Source organism: Mesorhizobium captivum (assembly GCF_033977165.1).
In the GTDB taxonomy this organism is placed as follows: domain Bacteria; phylum Pseudomonadota; class Alphaproteobacteria; order Rhizobiales; family Rhizobiaceae; genus Mesorhizobium; species Mesorhizobium captivum.
Genome location: NZ_JAVIJB010000001.1, coordinates 268,693 through 293,894 on the forward strand (window position 1 = coordinate 268,693; position 25,202 = coordinate 293,894).

25 protein-coding genes are annotated in these 25,202 nt (G+C 64.4%); 12 read left to right on the top strand and 13 right to left on the bottom strand.

Going from position 1 to position 25,202, the window contains the following annotated elements:
* Position 1 precedes the first annotated feature (1 nt).
* The 3 genes from RFM40_RS01270 to RFM40_RS01280 all read right to left on the bottom strand — a co-directional run bounded on the left by RFM40_RS01270 (position 2) and on the right by RFM40_RS01280 (position 3,539).
* Positions 2 to 1,381 (bottom strand): aspartate aminotransferase family protein, encoded by a 1,380-nt coding sequence (locus RFM40_RS01270; protein WP_320277007.1) that lies wholly within the window; start codon positions 1,379 to 1,381, stop codon positions 2 to 4.
* Positions 1,382 to 1,415: 34 nt separating this feature from the next.
* Entirely contained in the window at positions 1,416 to 2,909 is a 1,494-nt protein-coding gene (locus RFM40_RS01275; RefSeq protein WP_320224883.1) for an NAD-dependent succinate-semialdehyde dehydrogenase, read from the bottom strand.
* A 138-nt stretch (positions 2,910 to 3,047) separates the two neighbouring features.
* Positions 3,048 to 3,539, bottom strand: a complete 492-nt coding sequence (locus tag RFM40_RS01280) for an Lrp/AsnC family transcriptional regulator (protein WP_320273636.1) — start codon at positions 3,537 to 3,539, stop codon at positions 3,048 to 3,050.
* An 82-nt stretch (positions 3,540 to 3,621) separates the two neighbouring features.
* Here RFM40_RS01280 and ehuR point away from each other — a divergent pair, with 82 nt between their 5' ends.
* The 10 genes from ehuR (at position 3,622) to doeB (ending at position 13,704) form a co-directional block, all read left to right on the top strand.
* A complete protein-coding gene (gene ehuR / locus RFM40_RS01285; protein WP_320224885.1) occupies positions 3,622 to 5,007 on the top strand; it encodes a MocR-like ectoine utilization transcription factor EhuR in 1,386 nt (461 codons plus the stop codon).
* A 137-nt stretch (positions 5,008 to 5,144) separates the two neighbouring features.
* A complete protein-coding gene (ehuA, locus tag RFM40_RS01290) occupies positions 5,145 to 5,930 on the top strand; it encodes an ectoine/hydroxyectoine ABC transporter ATP-binding protein EhuA (protein ID WP_320224886.1) in 786 nt (261 codons plus the stop codon).
* Positions 5,931 to 6,039: 109 nt separating this feature from the next.
* Positions 6,040 to 6,891, top strand: coding sequence for an ectoine/hydroxyectoine ABC transporter substrate-binding protein EhuB (gene ehuB / locus RFM40_RS01295; protein ID WP_126098160.1), 852 nt, complete (start codon positions 6,040 to 6,042; stop codon positions 6,889 to 6,891).
* A gap of 209 nt (positions 6,892 to 7,100) precedes the next feature.
* Positions 7,101 to 7,760 carry an ectoine/hydroxyectoine ABC transporter permease subunit EhuC gene (ehuC, locus tag RFM40_RS01300; protein ID WP_320273634.1) on the top strand — a complete coding sequence of 220 codons (660 nt, stop codon included), beginning with the start codon at positions 7,101 to 7,103 and terminating at the stop codon, positions 7,758 to 7,760.
* A 16-nt stretch (positions 7,761 to 7,776) separates the two neighbouring features.
* Positions 7,777 to 8,436, top strand: coding sequence for an ectoine/hydroxyectoine ABC transporter permease subunit EhuD (gene ehuD / locus RFM40_RS01305; RefSeq protein WP_320224888.1), 660 nt, complete (start codon positions 7,777 to 7,779; stop codon positions 8,434 to 8,436).
* 5 nt (positions 8,437 to 8,441) lie between these two features.
* Complete coding sequence (gene eutA, locus RFM40_RS01310) at positions 8,442 to 9,218, top strand: ectoine utilization protein EutA (protein WP_320224979.1); 777 nt, start codon at positions 8,442 to 8,444, stop codon at positions 9,216 to 9,218.
* A 184-nt stretch (positions 9,219 to 9,402) separates the two neighbouring features.
* Positions 9,403 to 10,395 carry a hydroxyectoine utilization dehydratase EutB gene (gene eutB, locus RFM40_RS01315; protein WP_320224889.1) on the top strand — a complete coding sequence of 331 codons (993 nt, stop codon included), beginning with the start codon at positions 9,403 to 9,405 and terminating at the stop codon, positions 10,393 to 10,395.
* A complete protein-coding gene (locus RFM40_RS01320; RefSeq protein ID WP_320224890.1) occupies positions 10,392 to 11,384 on the top strand; it encodes a cyclodeaminase in 993 nt (330 codons plus the stop codon). The genes eutB and RFM40_RS01320 overlap by 4 nt, the downstream gene beginning before the upstream one ends.
* A gap of 134 nt (positions 11,385 to 11,518) precedes the next feature.
* Complete coding sequence (gene doeA / locus RFM40_RS01325) at positions 11,519 to 12,697, top strand: ectoine hydrolase DoeA (RefSeq protein ID WP_320224891.1); 1,179 nt, start codon at positions 11,519 to 11,521, stop codon at positions 12,695 to 12,697.
* A gap of 5 nt (positions 12,698 to 12,702) precedes the next feature.
* Positions 12,703 to 13,704 (top strand): N(2)-acetyl-L-2,4-diaminobutanoate deacetylase DoeB, encoded by a 1,002-nt coding sequence (gene doeB, locus RFM40_RS01330; protein WP_320224892.1) that lies wholly within the window; start codon positions 12,703 to 12,705, stop codon positions 13,702 to 13,704.
* Positions 13,705 to 13,793: 89 nt separating this feature from the next.
* Here doeB and RFM40_RS01335 read toward each other — a convergent pair whose 3' ends face one another.
* The 10 genes from RFM40_RS01335 to RFM40_RS01380 all read right to left on the bottom strand — a co-directional run bounded on the left by RFM40_RS01335 (position 13,794) and on the right by RFM40_RS01380 (position 23,280).
* Positions 13,794 to 15,071 (bottom strand): L-fuconate dehydratase, encoded by a 1,278-nt coding sequence (locus RFM40_RS01335; protein ID WP_320224893.1) that lies wholly within the window; start codon positions 15,069 to 15,071, stop codon positions 13,794 to 13,796.
* Positions 15,072 to 15,084: 13 nt separating this feature from the next.
* Entirely contained in the window at positions 15,085 to 15,819 is a 735-nt protein-coding gene (locus tag RFM40_RS01340) for an SDR family oxidoreductase (RefSeq protein ID WP_320224894.1), read from the bottom strand.
* Between the two features lie 79 nt (positions 15,820 to 15,898).
* Positions 15,899 to 16,351 (bottom strand): MaoC/PaaZ C-terminal domain-containing protein, encoded by a 453-nt coding sequence (locus tag RFM40_RS01345; RefSeq protein WP_320224895.1) that lies wholly within the window; start codon positions 16,349 to 16,351, stop codon positions 15,899 to 15,901.
* A gap of 8 nt (positions 16,352 to 16,359) precedes the next feature.
* Positions 16,360 to 17,433, bottom strand: coding sequence for a Gfo/Idh/MocA family protein (locus RFM40_RS01350; RefSeq protein WP_320224896.1), 1,074 nt, complete (start codon positions 17,431 to 17,433; stop codon positions 16,360 to 16,362).
* Positions 17,426 to 17,755, bottom strand: coding sequence for an L-rhamnose mutarotase (locus RFM40_RS01355; RefSeq protein ID WP_320224897.1), 330 nt, complete (start codon positions 17,753 to 17,755; stop codon positions 17,426 to 17,428). Before RFM40_RS01355 ends, RFM40_RS01350 begins: the two co-directional genes overlap by 8 nt.
* 2 nt (positions 17,756 to 17,757) lie before the next feature.
* Complete coding sequence (locus tag RFM40_RS01360) at positions 17,758 to 18,879, bottom strand: mandelate racemase/muconate lactonizing enzyme family protein (protein WP_320224898.1); 1,122 nt, start codon at positions 18,877 to 18,879, stop codon at positions 17,758 to 17,760.
* 2 nt (positions 18,880 to 18,881) lie between these two features.
* The gene (locus tag RFM40_RS01365) at positions 18,882 to 19,979 is read right to left on the bottom strand and encodes an ABC transporter ATP-binding protein (protein ID WP_320224899.1); all 1,098 of its coding nucleotides are present in this window, start codon (positions 19,977 to 19,979) and stop codon (positions 18,882 to 18,884) included.
* 4 nt (positions 19,980 to 19,983) lie between these two features.
* Complete coding sequence (locus tag RFM40_RS01370) at positions 19,984 to 20,850, bottom strand: carbohydrate ABC transporter permease (RefSeq protein WP_059184364.1); 867 nt, start codon at positions 20,848 to 20,850, stop codon at positions 19,984 to 19,986.
* A gap of 2 nt (positions 20,851 to 20,852) precedes the next feature.
* Positions 20,853 to 21,749, bottom strand: coding sequence for a carbohydrate ABC transporter permease (locus RFM40_RS01375; protein WP_320224900.1), 897 nt, complete (start codon positions 21,747 to 21,749; stop codon positions 20,853 to 20,855).
* Positions 21,750 to 21,960: 211 nt separating this feature from the next.
* A complete protein-coding gene (locus RFM40_RS01380) occupies positions 21,961 to 23,280 on the bottom strand; it encodes an ABC transporter substrate-binding protein (protein WP_320224901.1) in 1,320 nt (439 codons plus the stop codon).
* A gap of 156 nt (positions 23,281 to 23,436) precedes the next feature.
* Here RFM40_RS01380 and RFM40_RS01385 point away from each other — a divergent pair, with 156 nt between their 5' ends.
* Together RFM40_RS01385 and RFM40_RS01390 are read left to right on the top strand one after the other, a co-directional pair.
* Positions 23,437 to 24,222: an IclR family transcriptional regulator gene (locus RFM40_RS01385; protein WP_320224902.1), complete on the top strand. Its 786-nt coding sequence runs from the start codon at positions 23,437 to 23,439 to the stop codon at positions 24,220 to 24,222.
* Between the two features lie 120 nt (positions 24,223 to 24,342).
* The gene (locus RFM40_RS01390; protein WP_320224903.1) at positions 24,343 to 25,179 is read left to right on the top strand and encodes an amidohydrolase family protein; all 837 of its coding nucleotides are present in this window, start codon (positions 24,343 to 24,345) and stop codon (positions 25,177 to 25,179) included.
* Positions 25,180 to 25,202: the final 23 nt, after the last annotated feature.

The window sequence follows — 25,202 nt, forward strand, 5'->3', positions numbered from 1 at the left end:
CTCAGACGCTGGCCAACCCGCTCTTCACGGCGTCGGCGGTCTTGGCGACGATCGTGTCGGCCTCCTCGCGCGTCAGGCAGAGCGGCGGCGCGAAGCCGAGGATATCGCCCTGCGGCATGGCGCGGCCGATGACGCCGTTTGCGGCAAGCGCGGTGGCGATCTGCGGCCCGACCTTCAGTGAGGCATCGAAGAAGACGCGGTCGTCGCGATCCTTCACGAACTCGACCGCAGCCAGCATGCCGTCGCCGCGCACCTCGCCAACGTGTTTGTGACCGCCGACGGCCTTGACGAGCTCGGCGCGGAAATAGGCGCCGGTCTCGCCGGCGTTCTTCACCAGGTCCATCTCGTCGATCAGCTCGAGATTGGCGACGCCCGCGGCAACGCAGATCGGATGCGCCGAATAGGTCCAGCCATGACCGAGCGAGCCGAGCTTGTCGGAACCCTTGACCAGCACCTGCCAGACCTTGTCGGAGACGATGACGCCGGAAAGTGGCGCATATGCCGAGGTCAGGCCCTTGGCGATGGTGATCAGGTCCGGCTTGATGCCGTAATGGTCGGAGCCGAACATGGTGCCGAGGCGGCCGAAGCCGGTCACCACCTCGTCGGCGACCAAGAGCACGTCGTATTTGTTCAGCACCGCCTGGATCTTCTGCCAATAGCCGGCCGGCGGCGGCACGATGCCGCCGGTGCCAAGGATCGGCTCGCCGATGAAGGCCGCGACCGTGTCCGGGCCTTCGGCCAGGATCATCTCCTCGAGCTTGTCGGCGCAATATTGCGAAAACTGCTCCTCGCTCATCGAGCGGTCGGCGCGGCGGAAGTAATAGGGCGCCTCGGTATGCATGATCGGCGCGCGCGGCAGGTCGAAGGCGTTGTGGAACAGCTCGAGCCCGGTCAGCGATCCGGTCATGACGCCCGAGCCGTGATAGCCGCGCCAGCGCGAGATGATCTTCTTCTTCTCCGGCCGTCCGAGGACGTTGTTATAGTACCAGATCAGCTTGATGTTGGTCTCGTTGGCGTCGGAGCCGGAGAGGCCGAAATAGACCCTCGACATGCCCTTCGGCGCCCGGTCGATGATCATCTTGGCGAGCGTGATCGAGGCCTCGGTGCCGTGCCCGACATAGGCATGGTAGTAGGCGAGGTTCTTCGCTTGGCTTGCGATGGCATCGGCGATCTTCTGACGGCCATAGCCGACATTGACGCAATAGAGGCCAGCGAAGGCATCGATGCTCTTTTTGCCGGTGTTGTCCCAGACGGTGACGCCTTCGCCTCCGGCCATGATGCGCGCCGGGGACTCGCCACGCGCATGCGTGCCCATATGGGTCGAGGGATGGAAGAAGTGGTCGCGGTCCCAGGCCGAGAGTTCGTTGGATTGTTCGAGCATTTTTTTCTCCTTCAGGGAATTCTTCCGGCGTGCGTTAGGCGACGTCCAGACAAACGTATTTCAGATCGGTGAAGGCTTCGAGGCCATGGCGCGAGCCTTCGCGGCCGATGCCCGATTGCTTGACGCCGCCGAACGGGATCGGCGCGCCGGTGATCTTCACCCGGTTGATCGCGACCATGCCGTATTCGAGCGCGCGGCCCATGCGTGCCTGCCGGGCGCCGTTTTCGGTGACGACATAGGCGACGAGGCCATATTCGGTGGCATTGGCGCGGGCGACGACTTCCGCTTCGTCATCGAACGGCGTCACTGCAGCAACCGGGCCGAAGGTTTCCTCATGCATGATCAGCGCTGCGTCCGTCACGTCGACGAGCAGCGTCGGCTGGTAGAACAGCGGCCCGGCCTCGTGACGCCTTCCGCCGGTCAGGCAACGCGCGCCGCGGGCGAGGGCGTCGGCCACCTGCTCCTCCACCTTCTCGACCGCCCGCTCATGCATCAGCGGTCCGATATCGGCGTCGCCGGAAAGCCCGTTGCCGGTGCGCAGCCGCTCGACGCGGCGGGCGAAGGCGGCGCAGAACCGCTCATAGATCGGGCGATGCACATAGATGCGGTTGGCGGCCAGGCAGTCCTGGCCGGAGGTGGCGAATTTGGCGTCGAGCGCGATCGTTACTGCCTTCTCGATGTCGGCGTCGTCGAAGACGATCAGCGGCGCATGGCCGCCGAGCTCCATGACCAGCCGCTTCATCGTCGGCGCGCTCTGCGCGGCGATCAGCCTGCCGACTTCGGTCGAGCCGGTGAAGCTCATGGCGCGGACCCTGGCGTCCGCGCACATCGCACCGACAATGGTTCGCGCATCGCCGGTGACGACGTTGAAGACACCAGCGGGAAGGCCGGCGCGCTCTCCGAGCTCGGCCAGCGCCAGCGCCGAAAGGGGCGTCTCGGAGGAAGGATGCGCCACGACAGTGCAGCCGGCGGCGAGGGCCGCCGCAGCCTTGCGGGTGAGCATGGCCGACGGAAAATTCCACGGGGTGACGACGCCGACGACACCGAGCGGCTCGCGGCGCACGCTCATTTCGGCATTGGGCAAATGGCTGGTGACGCTTTCGGCGTTGAGGCGTTTTGCTTCCTCGGCATACCACTCGACGAAGGAGGCGGCATAGTCGATCTCACCGAGCGATTCCTTCAGCGGCTTGCCTTGTTCCAGCGTCATCAGCAGCGCCAGGTCGTCCTTGGCGGCGACGATCAGGTCGAACCATTTTCGCAAAATTTTGGAGCGCGCCTGCGGCAGCGCCGAGCGCCAAGCCGGCAGGGCGCGCGCTGCCGCGTCGACCGCCTCCGTCGTCTGCTTTGAGTCGAGCGCGGCGACGAAGGCCACGGTGGAGCCGGTGGCGGGGTCGGTGACCTCGAAGCTCGCGGCCGAGTGGCCGGCCGTCCAGTGGCCGCCGACATAGCCGAGATCGCGCAGCAGCCGGCGATCGGCAAGACGGTCGAGTGCTTCGTGGCGGTGCGGGCGTGCAAAATGCGCGGACATCGTTATCTCCCTCGATTGGGATATCTCCCTCGATTGGGTGAAGCATCGGACGTGCCGAGCAAAAAAGGAGACTGTTTCGATGCCCGTCCGTAGAGAGATTGTCTCTATTGGCTTGTCCGGGGAGAGGATCTCTCTGCCTTACGCTTGTCCGGGCAGCAGATCGGCCACGGGCAGAACGGTCTCCTCCTTCACCGTCTTGGTGACGATGTAGGTGAAGTAACGGTCGATGCCGATCTCGCGTTCCAGCAGGGCGTCAACCAGCCGCTGATAGGCGTCGATGTCGCGCGCCATCACCTTCAGCACATAATCGACGCCGCCGCCGACCGACCAGCAGGCGACGATCTCGGGGATGTCACGGATGACCCGCTCGAAACGGTCAAAATCGGCCTGGCGGTGGCTGGCCAAGGTCACCTCCATCAGCACGGTCGCCACCGGCGCGATCATGCGCATGGCGATCGCGGCGTGGTAGCCGGAAACGATCCTCGCCTTCTCCAGCTTGCGCAGCCGCATCCAACAAGGGGTCGGCGACAGGCCGACCTTCTCGGCCAGCGCCAGCTTGGTGATGCGCCCGTCGCGCTGGATCGCGTCCAGGATCTTGAGGTCGATCGGGTCGAGTTTCACCGCCGCCATGCCGGCTCCATGTTTTTCCAAAGCACCATGACGATGCATTATTTCGATTGTCAATTGCACTGATTTCGATCTCTAATAAGTCATGACATTATGGCAGCCAGATCCTGCTCTCATTCGCCGGCCGGCCTACCTCTCGCTGGCCGACCAGTTCGCGCGCGCGATCCATGACGGGCGGCTCGCCAATGGCGCGCGGCTGCCGACGCACCGCCGCCTTGCGGACGACTTGAAACTTTCTGTGCAGACGGTCAGCCGCGCCTATGAGGAACTGATCCGTCGCGGCCTGATCTCCGGCGAGGTCGGGCGCGGCAGCTTCGTGCAGACGCAGCGCCGCGAGCCGGAGCCGCCCTATCTTCCGGAACGGCTGGGCGAGGTCATCGACCTCTCCATCCTGAAGCCGGTCTGCGAGCCGATGCATCTGGAGAAGCTGAAGCAGGCGCTGGGCTGGCTGGCCGAGAACCTGCCATCGAGCTCGGCGCTGTCGTTCCGGCCGAACATGGTGTTCCCGCGCCATCGCGCGGTCGCGGTCGAGTGGCTGAAGCTTTGCGGCCTCGAAGCTTCGCCGCAGAATATCAGCCTCACCAATGGCGCCACCGCCGGCATGACGGTGGCGCTGATGAGCGTGGCCCCACCCGGCTCGACTGTCGCCACCGAGGCGATCGGCCACCACACGCTGGTGCCGCTGGCCCGCTATCTCGGCTTCAACCTCGAAGGCCTGCCGATCGACGACAACGGCCTCATTCCCGAGGCGCTCGACGAGGCCTGCCGTCTCTCCGACATCCGCGCCGTCTTCGTCCAGCCTTCGGTGATCAACCCGACGGCGACGCTGATGGACGCCGCCCGCCGCGAGCAGATCGCCGCGGTCGCGCGCAAGCACGATATCGCCATCATCGAGAACGATGTGCTTGGGCCGTTGGTCGAGGGGCGGCCTCCAGCTGTCGCCGCCTTTGCGCCCGAGCGGACGCTCTATGTCACCTCCTTCACCAAGATCGTCGTGCCGGGCCTGCGCATCGGCTATCTCGCCGTGCCGGACCGCTATGTCGCGGCCGTTGCCAACCGCCATCTCGTCTCGAACTGGATGGCGACGCCAATGGTGGCGGAGATCGCGACGCGCTGGGTCACCGACGGCACGGCGATGGAACTGGTCACCTGGCAGCGGGGGGCGCTGAGACGACGTCAGGAGATCGCCGCGGAAGTACTTGCCGGTGTCGACTATCGCTGCCATCGCGACGGGTTGCATATTTGGCTCGAACTGCCTGGCGACCGCGCCGAGGAGAGCTTTGTCGCGCAGGCGCGCCTGCGGGGGGTGGCGATCGCGCCCGGCACTTCGTTCCGTATCGCCGTGACGCCCTGGCGTCCCGCCGTGCGCATCTCGCTCGGATCGACCGCCGAGGGGGAACTGCGCGCGGGCTTGAGCGTTGTCGCCAAGCTCCTGCTTGGCGACCCGGAACATCTCCTGCTCGCCATCTGATGCACAACGGGAGCGCAAATTGCCCCGAAATTGTGCCGCGGCGGAAAATATTGTCATGATATTATTTTCATAATTGACATGATTTCTGCTGTTCCGCATCGTTAAGGGCATAGGCTTCTCCAGAACGGGGAAATGGATTGCCCGCGCCCATCATCAAGGTCGACGCCATCACGAAGAGCTTTGGCACCTTCAAGGTGCTGGACGGCCTGTCGATGCAGGTCATGCCGCGCGAGAAGCTCGCGCTGATCGGTCCCTCCGGTTCCGGCAAGACGACGATCCTGCGCATCCTGATGACGCTGGAACGCATCGACGGCGGCCACATCCAGATCGACGGCGAACAGCTCTATCACATGGAGCGCAACGGCCAGTTGCTGCCGGCCGACGAGCGGCACCTGGCGAAGATGCGCCAGAAGATCGGCATGGTCTTCCAGCTGTTCAACCTGTTCCCGCACAAGAGCGTCATCGACAACGTCACACTGGCGCCGATGCTGACCAAGGGTGTTTCGCGCACCGCCGCCGAGAAGCGGGCGATGGAGCTGCTCGACATGGTCGGCATGGCCGACAAGGCCAGGAGCATGCCGGCTCAGCTCTCCGGCGGCCAGAAGCAGCGCGTGGCGATTGCCAGGGCGCTCGCCCTGCAGCCGAGGATCATGCTGTTCGACGAGGTGACGTCGGCGCTCGATCCGGAACTGGTCGAGGAGGTGCTGAACGTGCTGTGGCGACTCTGCTCCGAGACCGACATGACCATGCTGCTCGTCACCCACGAGATGGGCTTTGCCCATGACTTCGCCGACCGGGTGCTGTTCTTCGACCGCGGCAGGATCGTCGAGGAAGGCAAGCCCGACGAGATTTTCCGCCATCCCAAGCAGGAGCGCACGCAAAGCTTCCTGAAGAAGATCATCGCGGCCGGACATCGCGTCTGACCGCAATGCCCCAGGGACGGCGAAGCCTTCCCTGAAAACCGGACACGGGCGGCGGGAACGCCGTCCCGAACCGGGCAAACCAAGAAGAGAAACTAAGGAGTTGGGAACGATGAAGAAACTTGGCATTCTGGCTGGCGTCGCCGGCCTCGCGGTGAGCGCAATGCTGCTCGCCTCCGGTGCGCGTTCAGCAGACGACGCAAAGCTCGAGCAGCTCAAGGCGCAAGGCTTCGCCCGCGTCGCCATTGCCAATGAGCCGCCCTACACGGCGGTGGCCGCCGACGGCAAGGTCTCGGGCGCGGCGCCCGACGTGGCGCGCGAGATCTTCAAGCGCCTCGGCGTCAACGACATCGTCGCCTCCATCTCCGAATATGGCGCCATGATCCCCGGCCTGCAGGCCGGCCGCTTCGACGTCGTCACCGCCGGCCTGTTCATGAAGCCGGAGCGCTGCGCGGCGGTCGCCTATTCCGAGCCGGTGCTTTGCGATGCCGAGGCGATGCTGGTGAAGAAGGGCAATCCGAAAGGCTTCAAGAGCTATGAGGATATCGCCAAGGATACTTCCGCCACCGTCGGCGCGCCGGGTGGCGGCACCGAGGAGAAGCTGGCGCTCAATGCCGGCGTGCCGCGCGATCGCGTCATCGTCGTGCCGGATGGCCAGAGCGGCCTGAAGATGGTGCAGGACGGCCGTATCGACGCCTATTCGCTCCCTGTTCTGTCGATCAACGACCTCATCAAGAAGGCCAATGATCCGAACCTCGAAGTGATCGCGCCGGTGCAGGGCGCGCCGGTCTATTGCGACGGCGCCGCCTTCAAGAAGGGCGATGAGGCGCTGCGCGATGCCTATGACGTCGAACTCGCCAAGATGAAGAAGTCCGGCGAGTTCGCCAAGATCATCGAGCCCTACGGCTTCTCGGCCAAGGCAGCGATGTCGACGACGCGCGAGAAGCTCTGCGCGGCGAAGTAAGGAGCTTTCCTTCTCCCCGTTCACGGGCAGAAGGTGGCCCGAAGGGCCGGATGAGGGGCGGCGCCACGCTTCCATAAGTTCGCGCTGCCCCTCATCTGCCTGCCCATCCTACGCAGCAGCTGCGCTGGAGCTACGGAGGGCGAGCCGGCATCTTCTCCCCGTGAACGGGGAGAAGGGGCCAAGACGAAACGTTGGAAACATCTAATTCAATGACCCAGTGGTCCGGCTATCTCGGCCTGATATTGCAGGGAGCGCTTGTCACCATCGAGCTGACGCTGATGGGGTCGGTGCTCGCGCTCGTCATGGCCTTCCTCGCCGGCATGGGCCGTGTGTCGCGCTTCTTCATCGTGCGCGCCTTGGCCACGACCTACATCGAGTTCTTCCGTGGCACCTCGATCTTCGTGCAGCTGTTCTGGGCCTATTTCGTGCTGCCCTTCGCCGGCCTGTCGCTGACGCCCTTGCAGGCCGGCGTGCTGGCGCTGGGTTTGAATGTCGGCGCCTATGCCGCGGAAGTGGTGCGCGGCGCCATCCTGTCGATCGGCCGCGAGCAATACGAGGCCTGCACGGCGCTCAATCTCGGCCGCTGGCAAGGCATGCGCCACGTCATCCTGCCGCAAGCGCTGCTGGTCATGCTGCCGACCTTCGGCAACAACGCGATCGAGCTGCTGAAGGCGACGTCGGTCGTGTCGCTGATCTCGCTCGCCGATCTCACCTTCCAGGCGCAAGTGGTGCGCTCGCAGACCGGCAGCACGCTGATGCCCTTCGTTTCCGTGCTCGTCATCTATTTCGCGCTCGCCCTTATCCTCTCATGGGGCGTGCGCTCGCTGGAGCGCCGCATGGCGCGCGGCCTCGATGGAGTGCGCGTCTGATGGAATGGGCCCTCTGATGGAATGGGATTGGAACTTCGTCCGCGAGATCATGCCGACCCTGATCCAGGGCGTGAAGATCACCATCCTCGCGACGCTGCTCGGCTCGGTCCTTGCCGCGATCGTCGGCCTGGCCATAGCGCTGGCGCGGCGTTCGCCGAACCGGGCCGTGTCGCGCAGCGTCGGCTGGTTCGCCGAATTCATCCGCGGCACGCCGCTCCTGGTGCAGCTCTATTTCATCTTCTACGTGCTGCCCGATATCGGCATCCTTTTGCCGCCGCTGGTGGCGGGCGTTATCGGGCTCGGCCTCCACTACGGCACCTATACGGCGGAAGTCTATCGTGCCGGCATCGACAACGTGCCGCGCGGCCAGTGGGAGGCGGCCAAGGCCTGCAATCTGAATGGCCGCCATACCTGGACCCATGTTATCCTGCCGCAGGCGATCCCGCCGATGATACCGGCCTTGGCCAACTACTTCATCGCCATGTTCAAGGAGACGCCGCTGCTTTCGGCGATCACCGTGCTGGAGCTGATGAACCAAGCCAAGAGCGTCGCCAACAGCTACTACCGCTATATCGAGCCGATGACGCTGGTCGGTGCCTTCTTCCTCGTCATCAGCCTCTGCTCCGTCGTACTCTTGCGCTGGCTGGAGCACCGCTACGGCAGGATCGAAAGATGAAAGTCATGAAACCGCTTCCCGAAATCCGGCTGGCATCGGCCCGGCCAGCCCTCGATGCGCGTCCGCTCGAAAAACGCGTGGGGCTGATCGCCCTTGCCACCGATCATACCAGCGAGGTCGATTTCCGCCGCATGGTGGCGGGCGAGCGGATCGGCGTCTATGTCGCGCGCATTCCCTATGCCAACCCGACGACGCCGGAGAACCTGCGCAAGATGCAGCCGTCGTTGACGGCGGGCGCGGCGCTCATCCTGCCGGACGAGCCGCTCGACGCCGTCTGCTATTCCTGCACCTCGGCCTCGGTGGTGATCGGCGATGCCGAAATCGAGGCCGCTATCCGGGCGGCCAAGCCCGGCGTTGCCGTGGTCACGCCGCCGATGGCAGGCGTGCGCGGCCTGAACGCGTTCGGGGTGAAGCGGATCAGCATTCTGACCCCTTACACCGTCGAGACCAGCCGGCCGATGGCAACCTATTTCGCCGCGCAAGGTTTCGATATCGAGAGCTTTACCTGCCTCGGCTTCGAGGACGATCGCGAGATGGCGCGGATCCCACCGGCTTCGCTGGTCGAACTGTCGCGCAAGGCCATGCATGCGCAGGCCGATGCGCTGTTCGTTTCGTGCACGGCGCTGCGCGCGGCGCTTGCGGTTCCCGGTATGGAAGAGGCGACCGGGCGCCCGGTCGTCACCAGCAACCAGGCCAGCGCCTGGAACTGCCTGCGGCTCTGCGGCGACGACGCACCGCGGCCGGAATTCGGCCGGCTGATGACGAAGCCGCTTGGACAGTAAAAATTATGTCCTGCGTACAAGAGCGACCCCTTCTGGCCTGCCGGCCATCTCCCCCTCAAGGGGGGAGATTGGCTGCTGCTACGCTTTCGCCAATCATCGACGTTGCAGGAAGAGAGACAGCATCGAAGCTGCTGATCTCCCCCCTCGAGGGGGAGAGGGCCGGCAGGCCAGAGGGGGTCGCCCGATGACGCGCGCCATCGCCCTCGTGGACATCCGTACCGCCCGCGAGCGTATCGCTAACAAGATCGAGCGGACGCCAACCGTCTTGTCCCAAAGCCTTTCGGACCGCGCCGGCCATCCAATCCACCTCAAGCTGGAGCATCACCAGACCACTGGCGCGTTCAAGCTGCGCGGCGCGTCCAACGCGATCGCCGCGTTGAGCCCGCAAGAAAGATCGCGTGGCGTCGTCGCGGCGTCGACCGGCAATCACGGCCGCGCGCTCGCTCACGCGGCAAAGCTCGAAGGCATGCGCGCGGTGATCTGCATGTCGAGGCTGGTGCCCGAAAACAAGCTCGACGCCATCCGCCGCCTCGGCGCGGAGATCCGCATCGTCGGCAACAGCCAGGACGATGCCCAGCAGGAGGTCGACAGGCTGGTCGCGGAAGAGGGGCTCGTCATGCTGCCGCCCTTCGACCATCCAGACATCATCGCCGGGCAAGGCACGCTGGGGCTCGAGATCATGGAGCAGGTTCCGGGCACAGCAAGCGTGCTGGTGCCGCTCTCCGGCGGCGGATTGGCAGCCGGTGTTGCCGCTGCCGTCAAGGGCGTGAGCCCGGCTACGAAAGTCATCGGCATCTCGATGGCGCGCGGCGCCGCGATGAAGGCGAGTCTCGATGCTGGCCGCCCTGTGCAGGTCGAGGAACTGCCAACGCTGGCGGATTCGCTCGGCGGCGGCATCGGCCTCGACAACCAACTGACCTTCGGCATGTGCCGTGGGCTGCTCGACGACGTCATCCTGCTTTCCGAGGATGAGATCGCCGCCGGCATCCGCCATGCGTATGCAGAGGAGCGCGAAATCGTCGAAGGCGCCGGCGCCGTCGGCATCGGCGCGCTGCTTTCCGGAAAAGCGAAAGCGAATGGCCCGGCCGTCCTCATCCTGTCGGGCCGCAATATCGACATGGGCCTGCATCGCCGCATCGTCTGCGGCGACCCTGCACTGACGGAGCGCGTCGCATGAGCCGCATGACCATCCTCACCGAAACGGAACTGCGCAAGATCGTGACGCTCGATCTCGATGCGGTTGCCTGTGTCGAGAACGCCTTCCGAGCTTTGGCCACGTTGCCGGTGGCGATGCCGCCTATTCTCAGGCTCGACATTCCCGAGCATCGCGGTGAGGTCGACGTCAAGACCGCCTATGTGCCCGGCATAGACGGCTTCGCCATCAAGATCAGCCCCGGCTTCTTCGACAATCCGAAGCTCGGCCTGCCCAGCGTCAACGGCATGATGGTGCTGCTCTCGACCAAGACGGGACTGATCGAGGCGCTGCTGCTCGACAATGGCTATCTCACCGACATCCGCACCGCGGCGGCCGGCGCCGTCGCGGCCAAGCACCTGTCGCGCGAAGACTCCACCGTAGCCGCGATCTTCGGCGCCGGTTTGCAGGCCGGCCTGCAATTGGAAGCCTTGCGCCTTGTCAGGCCGATCGCGGAAGCACGCATCTGGGCACGCGACGCAGCCAAGGCCGAGGCGACCGCCGCCCGGTTGCGCGAGAGACTGGGCATCATGGTGCGGGCCGAGCCGGATGCGGCGAACGCGGCAGCCGGCGCCGACATCATCGTCACCACCACGCCGTCGACCGAGCCGCTGATCAAGGCCGGTTTCGTTACCGCCGGTCAGCACATCACCGCCATGGGCTCGGACGCCGAGCACAAGAACGAGATCGCGCCGGCGATCCTGCGCATGGCCGATCTCTACGTCGCTGACAGCGCGAAGCAGACGCGGCGTCTCGGCGAGCTTCATCACGCCATCGAGGCGGGCGTCATGGGCGCCGATGCCGAAGTCACCGAACTTGGCCAAATCATAGCCGGCAAAAAGCACGGACGACACTCGGCGAGCGACATCACCATCGCCGACCTCACCGGAACCGGCGTGCAGGACACCGCGATCGCCACTTTAGCCCGCGACCGCGCGCGGGCGGCGAAGGCCGGAACGATTTTCGAAAGCTGATACCCGGCCAGAGCGTGATCCGGAAAAGTGGGAACCGGTTTCCGAAAGGATCACGCTCAATCAGAAATAGGCGAGGAGCCTGGTTCAACGAAGTTGAACCAGGCTCTGGGCCCAAAAAAACGAGGACCAACAAAATGCAGCCAAACCTGAAATTCTCGCGAAGCGAATTTGCCGATCGCCTCGCCAAGACGCGGCAAGCCATGGAGGCCAAGGGGGTCGATCTGCTGATCGTCAGCGATCCCTCCAACATGGCCTGGCTGACCGGCTATGACGGCTGGTCCTTCTATGTGCACCAGGCGGTCATCGTGCCGCCTTCGGGCGAGCCGGTCTGGTACGGCCGCGGCCAGGATGCCAACGGCGCCAAGCGCACCGCCTATCTCGCTCACGACAACATCGTCGGCTACGCCGACCATTACGTGCAGTCGACCGAGCGCCACCCGATGGACTACCTCGCCAGCGTGCTTGCCGATCGCCGCTGGGACAAGCTCTCCATCGGCGTCGAGATGGACAATTACTGGTTCTCCGCCGCCGCCTTCGCCTCGCTGCAGAAGCATCTGCCCAATGCCCGTTTCGTCGACGCCACCGCGCTGGTGAACTGGCAGCGCGCCGTGAAGAGCCCGACCGAGATCGGCTACATGCGCAACGCCGCCCGCATCGTCGAGGCTATGCACAAGCGCATCGTCGACAAAATAGAGGTCGGCATGCGCAAATGCGATCTGGTCGCCGAGATCTACGATGCCGGCACGCGCGGCGTCGAAGGCATCGGCGGCGATTATCCGGCGATCGTGCCGCTGCTGCCGTCGGGCGCCGACGCTTCGGCGCCGCATCTCACCTGGGACGACAAGCCGATGAAGGCGGGCGAGGGCACGTTCTTCGAGATCGCCGGCTGCTACAACCGCTACCATTGCCCGCTGTCGCGCACCGTCTTCCTCGGCAAGCCGACGCAGGCCTTCCTCGATGCCGAGAAGGCGACGCTGGAGGGCATGGAGGCCGGCCTCGCCGCCGCCAAGCCGGGCAACGCCTGCGAGGACATCGCCAACGCCTTCTTCGCCGTGCTGAAGAAGTACGGCATCGTCAAGGACAACCGCACCGGCTACCCGATCGGCATTTCCTATCCGCCGGACTGGGGCGAGCGCACGATGAGCCTGCGCCCCGGCGACCGCACCGAGCTCAAGCCCGGCATGACTTTCCATTTCATGACGGGTCTCTGGCTGGAGACGATGGGACTGGAGATCACCGAGTCGATCCTGATCACCGAGACCGGCGTCGAATGCCTGGCCAATGTGCCGCGCAAGCTGTTCGTGAAGGATTGAGGCCGATGTCAACTCTGCGTCCATCGCCGATCACGCCCACCGTCGATTTCGAGCGCGACGGCGTCCAGCACGGCTTCCTGCGCCTGCCGTACAGCCGCGACGATTCCGCCTGGGGTTCGGTGATGATCCCGATCTGCGTGATCCGCAACGGCAGGGGGCCGGCGGCTCTGCTCACCGGCGGCAATCACGGCGACGAATATGAGGGGCCGCTGGCGCTCTACGAGCTTGCCCGCACCCTCGACCCGAAGGATGTCTCCGGCACGGTCGTCATCGTGCCGGCGATGAACTATCCGGCGTTCCGCGCCGGTACGCGCACCTCGCCGATCGACAAGGGCAACATGAACCGCAGCTTCCCCGGTCGGCCGGACGGCACGGTGACGGAAAAGATCGCCGACTATTTCCAGCGCGAATTGCTGCCGCGCGCGGACATCGTGTTCGACTTCCACTCCGGCGGAAAGACACTGGACTTCGTGCCGTTCTGCGCCGCGCACACTCTGCCTGACAAGGCGCAGGAGAAGAAGGCCTTCGCGGCGGTCGAGGCCTTCTCGGCGCCGTTCTCGATGCGCATGACCGAGATCGATACGGTCGGCATGTACGACACGGCGGCCGAGGAGATGGGCAAGGTCTTCGTCACCACCGAGCTCGGCGGTGGCGGGACATCGCGAGCCGAGACGGTGCGGATTGCCAGGCGCGGCGTGCTCAACGTGCTGCGCCATGCGGGCATCGTTTCCGGGGCGGTCGAGAAGACCCGAACCCAATGGCTGGACATGCCCTCCGGCGATTGCTTTGCCTTCGCCGGGGACGACGGCATGATCGAGACCATAGTCGATCTCGGCGAGAAGGTGGAGGAAGGCCAGGCCGTGGCGCGCATCCATTCGACCGGCCGTACCGGCATCGCGCCACAGGAAGTCAGGGCCAAGATGTCGGGCCTGCTGGCAGCGCGTCATTTCCCGGGCCTGGTCAAGGCCGGCGACTGCGTCTCGGTGCTTGCCGTCGAGGTCGATTGACGCGGATCGTGCCAAATCGCGCGTCGTACTGAGCGGTTGAGAGTGCGAAGCCGTAACGCAGGCCCAACTGGCTGCGTTACGGCTCGTATTCAACCTTGGTGCCGGTAGGCGACGATGGAATCCGGCTTCATCTCGATCGAGAAGCCCGGCGCCGCCGGCGGCATGTAGGCCGCATTCTCGATGACGCAGGGATCGAGGAAATGCTCGTGCAGGTGATCGACATATTCGATCACGCGTCCCTCCTTGGTGCCTGAAACCGCGACGTAGTCGATCATCGAGAGATGCTGGACGTATTCGCATAAGCCCACGCCGCCGGCATGCGGCCAGACCGGCAGGCCGAACTTGGCTGCGATCAGCAGGACGGCCAACACCTCGTTGAGCCCGCCCATGCGGCAGGAATCGATCTGCACTACGTCGATGGCACCGCCGGCGATGAACTGCTTGAACATGATCCTGTTCTGGCACATCTCGCCGGTCGCGACCTTGATCGGCGCCACCGCCTTGCGGATCTTCGCATGGCCGGCGACATCATCCGGGCTGGTCGGCTCCTCGATGAAGAATGGCTTGGCGAAGGCGAGGTCGCCCAGCCAGTCGATCGCCTGATCGACTTCCCAGACCTGGTTCGCGTCGATCATCAGGTAACGGTCCGCACCGATCACCTCGCGGGCGATCCTGAGGCGGCGGATGTCGTCCGCACGATCTCGACCAACCTTGAGCTTGATGTGGTTGAAGCCCTGGTCGACCGCTTCCTGGCAAAGCCGCCTCAGCTTGTCGTCGGGATAGCCGAGCCAGCCGGCCGAGGTGGTGTAGCAGGCATAGCCTTCGCGCTCGAGCGTGGCGATGCGCTCGGCCTTGCCGGCCTCCGCCCGTTTCAGGATTTCCAGCGCCTCCGCCGGCGTGATCACATCGGTGAGATAGCGGAAGTCGACGATCCGCACGATCTCTTCCGGGCTCATCTCGGCGACCAGGCGCCAGACCGGCTTGCCGGCTTCCTTCGCCCATAGGTCCCAGACCGCATTGGCGACCGCACCGACCGCGAGGTGCATGGCGCCCTTGTCGGGGCCGATCCATCGCAACTGGCTGTCGCCGGTCACGTGGTGCCAGAAACGGCCGGGATCCTGTTTAACCCAGTCGAGGTCGAGCCCGACGACCAGGTGGCGCAACGCTTCGATCGCCGCGCAGCAGATCTCGTTGCCGCGGCCGATGGTGAAGGTGAGCCCGTGGCCCTTCAATGACTGGACGTCGGTGTCGAGGATGACGTAGGCCGCGGAATAGTCCGGGTCAGGGTTCATCGCGTCCGACCCGTCGAGGCTTTGCGACGTCGGAAAACGCAGGTCGAAGACGCGAAGATCGGTAATGCGGGTCATGTTTTCAATCCCATCAGATCGACCAGCCGCCGTCGATATTATAGGCCTGTCCGGTGGTGTAAGTGGCGCCAGCGAGATAGACGGCAAGATCGGCGATTTCCTCCGCCGTGCCCAGCCTTCCCATTGGCTGGCGAGCGATGAAGGCTGCGCGCGCGGCCTCATAGTCACCCTGGGCGCGCATGCGGCTTTCGAGCGACGGGCTCTCCACCGTGCCGGGGCAGATGGCGTTGCAGCGGATACCCCTGCCAACATAGTCGGCGGCGATCGATTTGGTGAGGCCGATCACGGCCGCCTTGGTCACGCCATAGGCGAAGCGATTCGGTACGCCCTTCGGTGCGCCCGCGACCGACGACATGTTGATGATGGCGCCATCGCCGCGCTCCAGCATGCCGGGCAGCACGGCGCGGATGGTGCGGATCATGGCGCGCACGTTGAGATTGAAGGCGAAGTCGAGGTCCTCGTCCTTCATCTCCAGGATGGAGCCGGAATGGACGAAACCGGCGCAGTTGAACAGCAAGTCGACGCGGCCGATCTCGGCGAAGGCCACCTTGACGGCATCGTCGCTCAACACGTCGAGCCGGCGAATGACGATCCCTTTATGGCCGTCGAGATCGGCCAATGCGGCTTCGTTGATGTCGGTAGCGTGGACAATGGCGCCGACGGCGGCAAAGGCGAGCGCGCTAGCCCGGCCGATGCCTTGCGCGGCCGCTGTGACGACGACGGTCTTGCCGTCCAGTGAATGAGCCATGTCGTGTCTCCTTCGGTCTATCTCTTTGTTTGACGCAATTCCGGACGGAAAACCGTTTCACACTCTTCCTGGAATTGCTCTAGGCCGGCTGCTTGCGCCGCTCGACGATATAGATGTGGTCCGCGGCCAGCACGACTTCGTCGCGCTGGTTCAAAACTTCGACGCGTTCGATGACGCGGCCCGATCCAGGGCGTTTCGGGTCATCCTCCTTCGCGGCGATCGTGGTGCGCGTGCGGATCGTGTCGCCGATAAACACCGGCTTGATGAAACGCAGCCTGTCGTAGCCGTAGGAGAAGGCGACCGGGTTGATCACGTTCGCCGTCAGGCCGACGCCGACCGAGAACACCAGCGTGCCATGGGCGATGCGCTGACCGAAGGGCGTCGTCTTCATGAACTCGGCGTCCATGTGGTGCGGGAAGAAATCGCCGGTATGGCCGGCATGGACGACGAAGTCGGTCTCGGTGATCGTGCGCCCGCTGGTTAGGCGCGACGAACCGATCTCGTAGTCCTCGAAATAGGTGACCCGTTCCATGCCGTTCCTTACGGTTTCTCGGCCAGCGGCGTCGCCGGCGCGACGCTCGATCGATAGGCGGCTTCCACCAGCGCCATCGTGTTCCAGGCATCCTCGACGGAACTGACCAGTTCGCTGTCCTCTCCTGAAGCGAAGCGCTGGACATTGGCCATGCGCCCGACAAAGGCGTCGGGGAACCATTCGCCGGTGAGCGGCACGCTGACCCAGTCGGATCCACCTTTGGGGTAGATCTCCAGCACGTCGGGCTCACCGCGCGGATAGTCGAGATTGAGGCCGAGCTTGACGTAGGCGGCACCCTCGGTGCCGCAGATGCGGAATTCGCACGCCTGATGCCGGCGCCCGAACTTGTGGTCGTGGTTGATCGAGAGCGAGCAGCGCAGCGTGTCGCCATAGTCGAGAATGGCGCTGGTGCGGGTCTGCGCGACCTTGTGATTGGGATGGCCGAGCGTCTTCGCATGAACCCCCTTCGGGTCGCCGAGGAGCTGCCGTATCAGGTCGAGATAGTGGATCGAATGCATGGCGATCTCGACGCGCGGTGCCTTGAGCAGGAATTCCCAGAGCTGCCACGGGGTCGCCAGCGCCAGCCAGGCATCGAAATCGACGACCTCGCCAAGCCAGCCCTGGGCGATCGCATCCTTCAGCGCCAGCATCATCGGCGCGAAGCGCAGCTGGAAATTGACTGCAGCCTTGAGTTCCTTGGCGCGGCAGATTTCGAGGATCTCGGTTGCCTCGCCGAGATAGTTGCCCATCGGCTTCTGGATCAATGCGACTGCATCGTCGGGCAGAGCCTTCAGGACCTCGGCATGCCGCCCCGGCGGCGTTGCCAGATCGAAGATCGCATCCTTGACGGCGGCCGCCTCGTCCACCGAGCGGAAGGCCGCAACGCCCCATTGCTCGGCCAGTGTCTGCGCCTTGGCCCGGTCGGGATCATAGAGGCCCGCCACTGGAAAGCCGGCCTTGCGGTAGGCCGGGAAATGCGCGTCGCCGACGATCGAGCCGGCGCCGAAGGTGACGATGGGGCGCGGCTTCGCAGGGCTTGGCCAGGACTGCGCCAGCGATCGAGGATCGAAGGCGTCAGTCATGATGGAAGACTTCATCCATCATCGCCCACCATTCGCCTTCCTGCCTGGTCGGCAAGGGCTCCTGGCAAGGCATACAGACAGCCCACCATTCCTGGGTCTTGGGATCGGCGGCCATCTTGGCCATGTCGGCGGCGTAGTCGGTGCCGTGATACTCGAAATAGGAAAAAAGCAGGTTCTCCGGCCGTTTGAGATAGATCGAGTAGTTTTTGATGTTGCAGGCCGAGATCATCTTCAGCACGTCCGGCCAGACGGCCGCGTGCAGGCGCACATATTCCTCGACCTTCTCCGGCTTCAGACCGAGCACCATGCCCATTCGCTGCATTCTCAATTCCTCCGTTCGGTAACGGTGACGCTGAATTCGGCGATGCCGCGCGCCTTCAGCGCATCGAAATCCCAATCGATGCCGAGGCCCGGTTCGCTCGGCGCCAGCGCATGGCCGTTCTCGATCACCATCTTGTTGCCCGTCAACTCATCCAGCTGCGGAATGTACTCGACATATTTGCCGTTCGGCACCGCGCAGGCCAGGCTGACATGCAGTTCCATCAGGAAATGCGGGCAGATCGGCATGTCGAAGGCTTCCGCCATATGCGCCACCTTCAGCCATGGCGTGATGCCGCCGAGGCGGCCGACATCGACCTGGACGATGTTGCAGCCGCCCTTTTGCATATACTCGCGGAAATGGCGGATCGAATAAAGCGATTCGCCGACCGCCACCGGCGTCGCGGTCGAATGCGACAGCCGCACATGGCCATCGATGTCGTCGGCCGGCAGCGGCTCCTCGATCCAGGCGAGATCGAGATCGCGCAAGCGCTCGGCGCGCCGGATGGCCTCGTCGACGCTAAAACCCTGGTTGCAGTCGGTCATGATCTCGTAGCCGTCCCCGACCGCCTTGCGCACCGCCGAAAGACGGGCGAAATCCTCCGAGCCGTGCGGCTTGCCGATCTTGACCTTGGAGCCGGTGAAGCCTTTCGCCTTGGCGGCCAGCGCGTCGGCGACCAGCGCCTGCGTCTCGATGTGCAGCCAGCCGCCTTCGGTGGTGTAGAGCGGACAGCGATCCTTGGCGCCGCCGGCGAGTTTCCAGAGCGGCAGCTTCTGCTTTTTCGCCCGAAGGTCCCAGAGCGCGGTGTCGATTGCCGCGAGCGCGATTGCGGTAATCGCGCCGATGGTGGTGGCATGGGTGGCGAATTCGAGATCGTGCCAGATCGCCTCGATCTGGTCGGCGTCCTGTCCGATGAGGCGCGGCCCCAGATGATCGGCCAGCAGCCGCATCACCGAAGAGCCGCCGGTGCCGATCGTGTAGCTGTAGCCCATGCCGACCGCGCCGTCGGCGTCGGTGACGGTGACGATCGGGGTCTCCTGGCTGACAAAACTCTGGATGGCGTCGGTGCGCTTCACCTTCGGCACCAGATCGACCATTGCAAGCTCGACTTTCTCGATCTTGGCCATCGTCAGCTCCTCAAGGATTTGCCGGTTTCCGCGCAAAAGAGATGCGCCTGCGACAGGTCGAAGCTCATGGCGACCCGGTCGCCAGCCTTCAGCGGCCTGGGATTCAGCATACGCGAGACCCAGTCGCGGCGGTCGAATTCGGCGAAAACCAGCGTTTCGTTGCCAAGCGGCTCGGTCACCGTCACCGGCAGCTCCATCTCATGGACGTCCGCGGCATCGCCCGAATGCAAGCCGTGGCCCACGGGGTAGAGATCGTCGGGACGCAGGCCGAACACCACCTTGTCGCCGGCGCTGACCCTGTCCTTGAAACGGCCGGGCAGCGGCAGGCTCTGGCCGCTGGCGAAGACCACCTTGCCGTCGGCGACGGTCGCCTCCTGCAGGTTCATCGGCGGCGAGCCGATGAAGCCCGCGACGAAGCGGGTCGCCGGGCGCTGGAAGACCTCGTCCGGCGCGCCGACCTGCTCGATATAGCCGTCGCGCATGATGACGATGCGGTCGGCCAGCGTCATCGCCTCGATCTGGTCATGCGTGACGTAGATGACGGTGGATTTGACCTTGGCGTGCAGTTTCTTGATCTCGGTGCGCATCTGGGTGCGCAGCTTGGCGTCGAGATTGCTGAGCGGCTCGTCGAACAGGAAGACGTCCGGATCGCGCACGATGGCGCGGCCCATGGCGACGCGCTGGCGCTGGCCGCCGGAGAGCTGGGAGGGACGGCGCTCGAGCAGCGCATCGAGGCCGAGGATAGCCGACGCCTCGGCGACGCGGCGGTCCATCTCCCCTTTCGGCGCGCCGGCGATCTTCAGCGAGAAGCCGAGATTTTCGCGCACCGTCATGTGCGGATAAAGCGCATAGGACTGGAACACCATCGAGATGTTGCGCGAGCGCGGCGGCAGGTCGTTGACGACGCGGCCGCCGATCTCGATCGTGCCGCCGGAAATCTCCTCAAGCCCGGCGATCATGCGCAGCGTCGTCGACTTGCCGCAGCCGGACGGCCCGACGAGCGCGATGAACTCGCGGTCGGCGACATCGAGGTCGATGCCGTGCACGATCTCCATGTTGCCGTAACGCTTGGTGAGTTTCTTGAGCGAGACAATCGCCATCGGATCAACCTTTCACCGCGCCGGAGGTCAGGCCGCCGACGAGGTGTTTCTGAACGATGAAGGTAAGGATTAGCGCCGGAATGATCATCACCACGGCCAGCGCGCACATGCCGCGCCAGTCGATGGTGAATTCGGCGGTGTAGTCGAGCAGCCCGACGGGCAGCGTCTTGGAATTGATCGAGCGCGTCAGCTGCGAGGCCAGTGCGAACTCGTTCCAGGAAGTGAGGAAGGCGAAGATGCCGGCGGAGGCGATGCCCGGTCCTGCGAGCGGAAACTCGACCTGCCAGAAAGCTTGCCAGCGCGTGCAACCGTCGATCTGCGCGGCCTCGGCAAGGTCCTTCGGCACCTGGCGGAAGAAGCCGTCGATCAGCCAGATGGTGAACGGCACGTTGAGCGCGACATAGGCCAGGATCAGGCCGAAATGCGTATCGATGATGTCGAGCCGCGCATAGACGAAAAACAGCGGCAGCGACAGCGCGATGCCCGGCACGGTGCGCGTCAACATCAGGCCGAGGAACATCGCCGACTTGCCGCGGAAGCGGTAGCGCGCGAAGGCGTAGCCGCCGGCCATGCCGATGGCTATGGCAATGACGGTCGACGTGACCGAGATGATCAGCGAGTTGCGGAAATAGTCGAGGACGGGAATGCCGCCCTTGCCGACACCGCTGAACATGGCGATGTAGGCGTCGAGCGAGACCTGCTGCGGAATCCAGACCGGCGGCTTGGCGAGGATCTCGACCGTCGGCCGCAGGGAGGAGAGCACGATCCAGATGCCGGGCAGGCAGATGAAGAGCATGGCCAGGAAAAGGCCGACGCGGTGCGCGACGGTCGCCGCGCGGCGCTTCAGGCGGGCGGATGCGTTGGCGTCCATTCTTACCACTCCGCGCCGATCTGGGTGCGCGCCGCGGCGAGCTTCCTGAAGAAATAGACGGTGAAGACGATCGACAGCAGGATCGAAAAATAGGCCATCGCGTTGGCCACGCCCATACGGGCATCGCTGTAGGCGGTGCGCGCGACCAGCGTCCACAACAGCTCCGTGCGGCCGGCGGGGCCGCCATCGGTCATGATCTTGACGATGTCGTAGGCGCGCGCGACGTCGAGCGAGCGGATGGTCATGGCGATGTAGGCGAAGGGCGTGATGAAGGGCCAGGTCACATAGCGAAAGGTCTGCCACGGCGTGCAGCCGTCGACGCGCGCTGCTTCCACCGGCTCCTTCGGCATGGCGAGCAGGCCGGCGAGGATCAGGATCGCGAAGATCGAGGTCGACGACCAGATCTCGGCGATCGAAATGGCGATGAAGGCGAGGTGGCCTTCGATCAGCCAGGGGATGGCATCCCGCGTCAGACCAAGCGACTGCAGCGCGTTGTTCACCAGGCCGATGTTGTCGTTGAACATGAATTTGAACTGGAAGCCGACCAGGATCGGCGAGAACATCATCGGGAACATCATGATGGTGCGCAGCAGCCGCTGGCCGCGGCTGGCCTTCTCGACCAGCAGCGCGAGGCCGAGCCCGAGCAGCATCTCCAGATTGAGCGCGACGGTGAGCAAAAGCACGGTGCGGCCGAAGGCCCACCAGAAGTTCGCGTCGAAGAGGATGTTGCGATAGTTGCGCAGGCCGATGAAGGTGAAGAAGGTTTCCGGCCGCGTCAGCCTGAACGGCGTAAAGCTGGAATAGAGGGACAGGCAAAGCGGTACGACCACGACCGCCGCCAGCACGAGGACGGCCGGCAGCAGGAGAAGGGTTGGCGCGGATAGCCGCTTGGCCGTCATGCAATGTCCCAAAGCTGGTTGCGCGGCCGGCGATTCGTGTCGCAGGCGGCCGCATCGGTCAAAGCGGCGCCGGTCGCGAGGACCGGCGCCGCGGGGAGGATAGCGCTTAAAGCGCGTCGCTTCGAAACGAACTCCAAGCGACGCGCTTTAAGCCTTTGTTCTGATGCATGTCGTTCACCCAAAACCGCTGCGCACTATTGGGCGACATGCATTAGAGCTTGCCCGCGTCCTCGAGGATCTGCGTCGCCTTGGCGGCCGCGTCATCGAGCGCCTGCTTGGAGGTCTTGTCGCCAAGGATCGCGGCCTGCAGCTCCGGATAGACGGCGTTGGAGATCTCGATCCACTCAGGCGTCTGCGGCACCGGGAAAGCGTTCTTGGCGGCTTCCTGGAAGGCCTGCAGCACTTCAGTCTTGTAAGGATCGGACTTAGCCTGCTCGAGGTCCCATTCCCACACCTTGGTGCGGGTGGGCAGCGGGCCGGCGGCGGCTTCCAGCTTCTGGCTGTCCTCGTTGGTCAGCCACCAGACGAGCGAGGCGGCGGCTTCCTTGCTGGCGCAGTTCTCGGTCACCGAGAAGCCATGCGCGCCGGACCAGCCGGAGCGCTTGCCGGACGAGCCCTTGGGCTGCACCTTGACGCCGACATTGCCGGCGACCTTGGACGATTTCGGGTCGTTGAAGAAGCCGGCCCAGCCCGGCCAGTCGAGGTTGATCGCCACGGTGCCGGACGCGAAGCCCTGGCCGAGATCGTCCCACAGATAGTTGGTCGTGCCGGCCGGCACGGCCTTGGCCTTGTAGAGGTTGACGAACCAGTTGAGCGCCTTGACGCCGGCCTCGGAGTTGAAGGCCGGCTTGCCGTCCTTGTCGAGATATTCGCCGCCGTCGGCGATCAGCATCTCGTAGAAGCGGCCGTTGATCGCCTCTTCCTTGCCGGCATATTGCGTGCCGTAGAAATCGGGCGGGCTGGCGAAGAATTCCGCCTGCTGGGCCATCTCGTCGAACGTGTCCGGCGGCGCGAGGTCCTCGCCGTACTTCTCCTTGTAAGCCTTCTTCTTGGCTTCGTCCTGATAGAGGCTCTTCTGGTAATAAAGCGCCGAGACGTCGAACTGGGCGCGCGGCAGCATCACCAGCTTGCCGTCCAGCGTCCCGGCCGCGATGTTGGCCGGAACGAAGGCGTCGATCTCCTCCTTTGGCAGGAGCTTGGCGAGATCGGTGTAGATGCCCGGATATTGCGGCGCGAACGAGGTGTGGTTGGAGCCGACGCACCAGGTGATCGAGTTGGAGGCGATGTCCGACTTGATCTCCTTGTCGAGATCGAAGTGGTTCTTCTTGGAGATGACGTTGACCTTGGCACCGGTCGCCTTCTCCCACTCGCCGATGCGCTCGTAGAGCTTTTCGTATTGCTGGCCGCCAATCAGCTTGGCGTCGATGGCGACGCCGGGAAACTTGCCCGGCAGATCGGCTGCGAGGGCTGCGCCCACGCTCGATGCCATGAGCAATGCGCCGGCGGCGACGCCGGAAAGCAGTCTGTTCATGAATTCCTCCCTGGACGGCCGCGGGCCGTCATGACTGAAGCCTTGCCGCTTCATTCATATGCAAACAAAATATTCATAAGTCGTCAAGCCGAAACTTCTTCCCAATGAAGGCGCTCTTGCGTATATGAAGATAGCAATTCACCAGAGAGGCATCCGGTGCAGGACAACGAGGAAGACCGCTATCGCGCGCCGGCTCTGGATAAGGGGCTGGACATTCTGGAGCTGTTGGCGAGCGTCGATGGCGGCCTGACGCAGGCCGAGATCGCCAAGCGGCTGGACCGAAGCCCGAACGAGTTCTACCGGATGCTCGACCGTCTGGTGAAACGCGGCTACGTCACCCGACCCGAGGGCGACCGCTACTCGCTGACCTTGAAACTGTTCGGCCTGGCGCAACTGCACGCGCCGGTGCGCCGGCTCGTCTCCTACGCGACGTCGATCATGCGCGAACTGGCCGAGACCTCGTGGCAGGCGAACCAACTCGTGGTGTTCGACCGCGGCAATGCGGTGGTTATCGCGCAGCAGGAGGCTCCGCATTACTGGGGCATCTCGATCCGCGTCGGCTCGCATATCAGCCTGTTCGACACCGGCTCTGGGCACGTGCTCTTGGCATTCCGTTCGCCGGAAGAGCGCGAGATGATGATCGCCGAGCACCTGCGCACCAATGAGGAGATGAAGCAGTCGCCGGATTTCTTCGCCCGCCTCGACCAGGTGCGCGACCGCGGCTACGAGATGATGGCCTCGCTGCAGACGGCCGGCGTCTATAATCTGTCGGCGCCGGTGATCGGCTCGGATGGCCGCGGCATCGCGGCGCTCACCATCCCTTACATCACGCTGGTCAATGCGCAGACCGCTCCCGACATCACCAGGACGATCGCGCTTCTGCAGGCGGCCGCGGCGAAGCTGTCGCAGCTTGCCGGGTCGGATATGCAGATGCGGATATGATTCTTATTTGAATGATGAATTCTCCCGTGAGATGATCGAATCCATGTTTTGATGCATGTCGCTTCCAAAACCACTGCATAGTTTTGGGCGAACTGTATGTGCGCGACAAGGGAGGAAGCGATGATCGTCGACACGCATCTGCATCTCATCGACAAGACGGCGCTGCGCTATCCGTGGCTCGCCGGAGTGCCGGCGCTCGACCGCGATTTCTCTGAAGGTGAATACGCCACCGAGGCGCGCCGCGCCGGCATAGAGCTGGCGCTGCACATGGAGGTCGACGTCGACCCGGCCGATATCGAGGCCGAGACGGTTCACGTGGAAGGATTGTCTAAGAAGCCGGGCGGCCTGGTGCGGGGCGCGATCGTCTCCTGCCGGCCGGAAGAGCCGGACTTCGCCGCCTGGCTGGACAAGGTGAAGGCCGATCCCTTCGTCAAGGGTTTCCGCCGCGTGCTGCATGTCGTGCCCGACGATGTCTCGGAGGGTGCGTTGTTCCGCGAGAACATTCGACGTATCGCCGGCAGCGGCCTGACCTTCGATCTTTGCGTGCTGCCCAGGCAAATGAAGCAGGCGATCGCGCTCGTTGATCTGGCGCCGGACGTGCAGTTCGTCCTCGATCATTGCGGCGTGCCCGACATCAAGGGCAAGGCCGAGCACCCGTGGCGCGAGCAGATCGCCGAGATCGCGCAGCGCCCCAATGTCGTCGGCAAGATTTCCGGCGTCGTCGCCTATGCCGATCCCGCGACCTGGACCGTCGAGACGCTGCGGCCCTATGTCGAGCACACGATCGAAAGTTTTGGTTGGGACCGTGTCGTGTGGGGCAGCGACTGGCCCGTCTGCACACTGGGCGGCGGGCTGCTCGGCTGGGTGGCGGCGACCCATGCGCTCCTTGCAGGCGCAAGCGACACCGAGCGCGCCAAGCTTTTGTCCGGCAACGCGAAGAAGCTGTGGCGGCTATAAGCTGGACACGGCTGCGCGGTTGG

Excerpts from the sequence above, each read along its gene's own strand:
- ehuC (WP_320273634.1), top strand. The coding sequence starts at position 7,101 with ATGACCCAGTGGTCCGGCTATCTCGGCCTGATATTGCAGGGAGCGCTT.
- RFM40_RS01390 (WP_320224903.1), top strand. The coding sequence starts at position 24,343 with ATGATCGTCGACACGCATCTGCATCTCATCGACAAGACGGCGCTGCGC.
- RFM40_RS01320 (WP_320224890.1), top strand. The coding sequence starts at position 10,392 with ATGAGCCGCATGACCATCCTCACCGAAACGGAACTGCGCAAGATCGTG.
- RFM40_RS01370 (WP_059184364.1), bottom strand. The coding sequence starts at position 20,850 with ATGGACGCCAACGCATCCGCCCGCCTGAAGCGCCGCGCGGCGACCGTC.
- ehuR (WP_320224885.1), top strand. The coding sequence starts at position 3,622 with ATGACATTATGGCAGCCAGATCCTGCTCTCATTCGCCGGCCGGCCTAC.
- RFM40_RS01365 (WP_320224899.1), bottom strand. The coding sequence starts at position 19,979 with ATGGCGATTGTCTCGCTCAAGAAACTCACCAAGCGTTACGGCAACATG.
- RFM40_RS01375 (WP_320224900.1), bottom strand. The coding sequence starts at position 21,749 with ATGACGGCCAAGCGGCTATCCGCGCCAACCCTTCTCCTGCTGCCGGCC.
- RFM40_RS01380 (WP_320224901.1), bottom strand. The coding sequence starts at position 23,280 with ATGAACAGACTGCTTTCCGGCGTCGCCGCCGGCGCATTGCTCATGGCA.
- RFM40_RS01340 (WP_320224894.1), bottom strand. The coding sequence starts at position 15,819 with ATGGCTCATTCACTGGACGGCAAGACCGTCGTCGTCACAGCGGCCGCG.
- RFM40_RS01275 (WP_320224883.1), bottom strand. The coding sequence starts at position 2,909 with ATGTCCGCGCATTTTGCACGCCCGCACCGCCACGAAGCACTCGACCGT.
- RFM40_RS01270 (WP_320277007.1), bottom strand. The coding sequence starts at position 1,381 with ATGCTCGAACAATCCAACGAACTCTCGGCCTGGGACCGCGACCACTTC.
- RFM40_RS01360 (WP_320224898.1), bottom strand. The coding sequence starts at position 18,879 with ATGGCCAAGATCGAGAAAGTCGAGCTTGCAATGGTCGATCTGGTGCCG.
- RFM40_RS01345 (WP_320224895.1), bottom strand. The coding sequence starts at position 16,351 with ATGGAACGGGTCACCTATTTCGAGGACTACGAGATCGGTTCGTCGCGC.
- ehuD (WP_320224888.1), top strand. The coding sequence starts at position 7,777 with ATGGAATGGGATTGGAACTTCGTCCGCGAGATCATGCCGACCCTGATC.
- doeB (WP_320224892.1), top strand. The coding sequence starts at position 12,703 with ATGTCAACTCTGCGTCCATCGCCGATCACGCCCACCGTCGATTTCGAG.
- eutB (WP_320224889.1), top strand. The coding sequence starts at position 9,403 with ATGACGCGCGCCATCGCCCTCGTGGACATCCGTACCGCCCGCGAGCGT.
- RFM40_RS01280 (WP_320273636.1), bottom strand. The coding sequence starts at position 3,539 with ATGGCGGCGGTGAAACTCGACCCGATCGACCTCAAGATCCTGGACGCG.
- eutA (WP_320224979.1), top strand. The coding sequence starts at position 8,442 with ATGAAACCGCTTCCCGAAATCCGGCTGGCATCGGCCCGGCCAGCCCTC.
- RFM40_RS01355 (WP_320224897.1), bottom strand. The coding sequence starts at position 17,755 with ATGCAGCGAATGGGCATGGTGCTCGGTCTGAAGCCGGAGAAGGTCGAG.
- RFM40_RS01335 (WP_320224893.1), bottom strand. The coding sequence starts at position 15,071 with ATGACCCGCATTACCGATCTTCGCGTCTTCGACCTGCGTTTTCCGACG.
- RFM40_RS01350 (WP_320224896.1), bottom strand. The coding sequence starts at position 17,433 with ATGACTGACGCCTTCGATCCTCGATCGCTGGCGCAGTCCTGGCCAAGC.
- doeA (WP_320224891.1), top strand. The coding sequence starts at position 11,519 with ATGCAGCCAAACCTGAAATTCTCGCGAAGCGAATTTGCCGATCGCCTC.
- ehuB (WP_126098160.1), top strand. The coding sequence starts at position 6,040 with ATGAAGAAACTTGGCATTCTGGCTGGCGTCGCCGGCCTCGCGGTGAGC.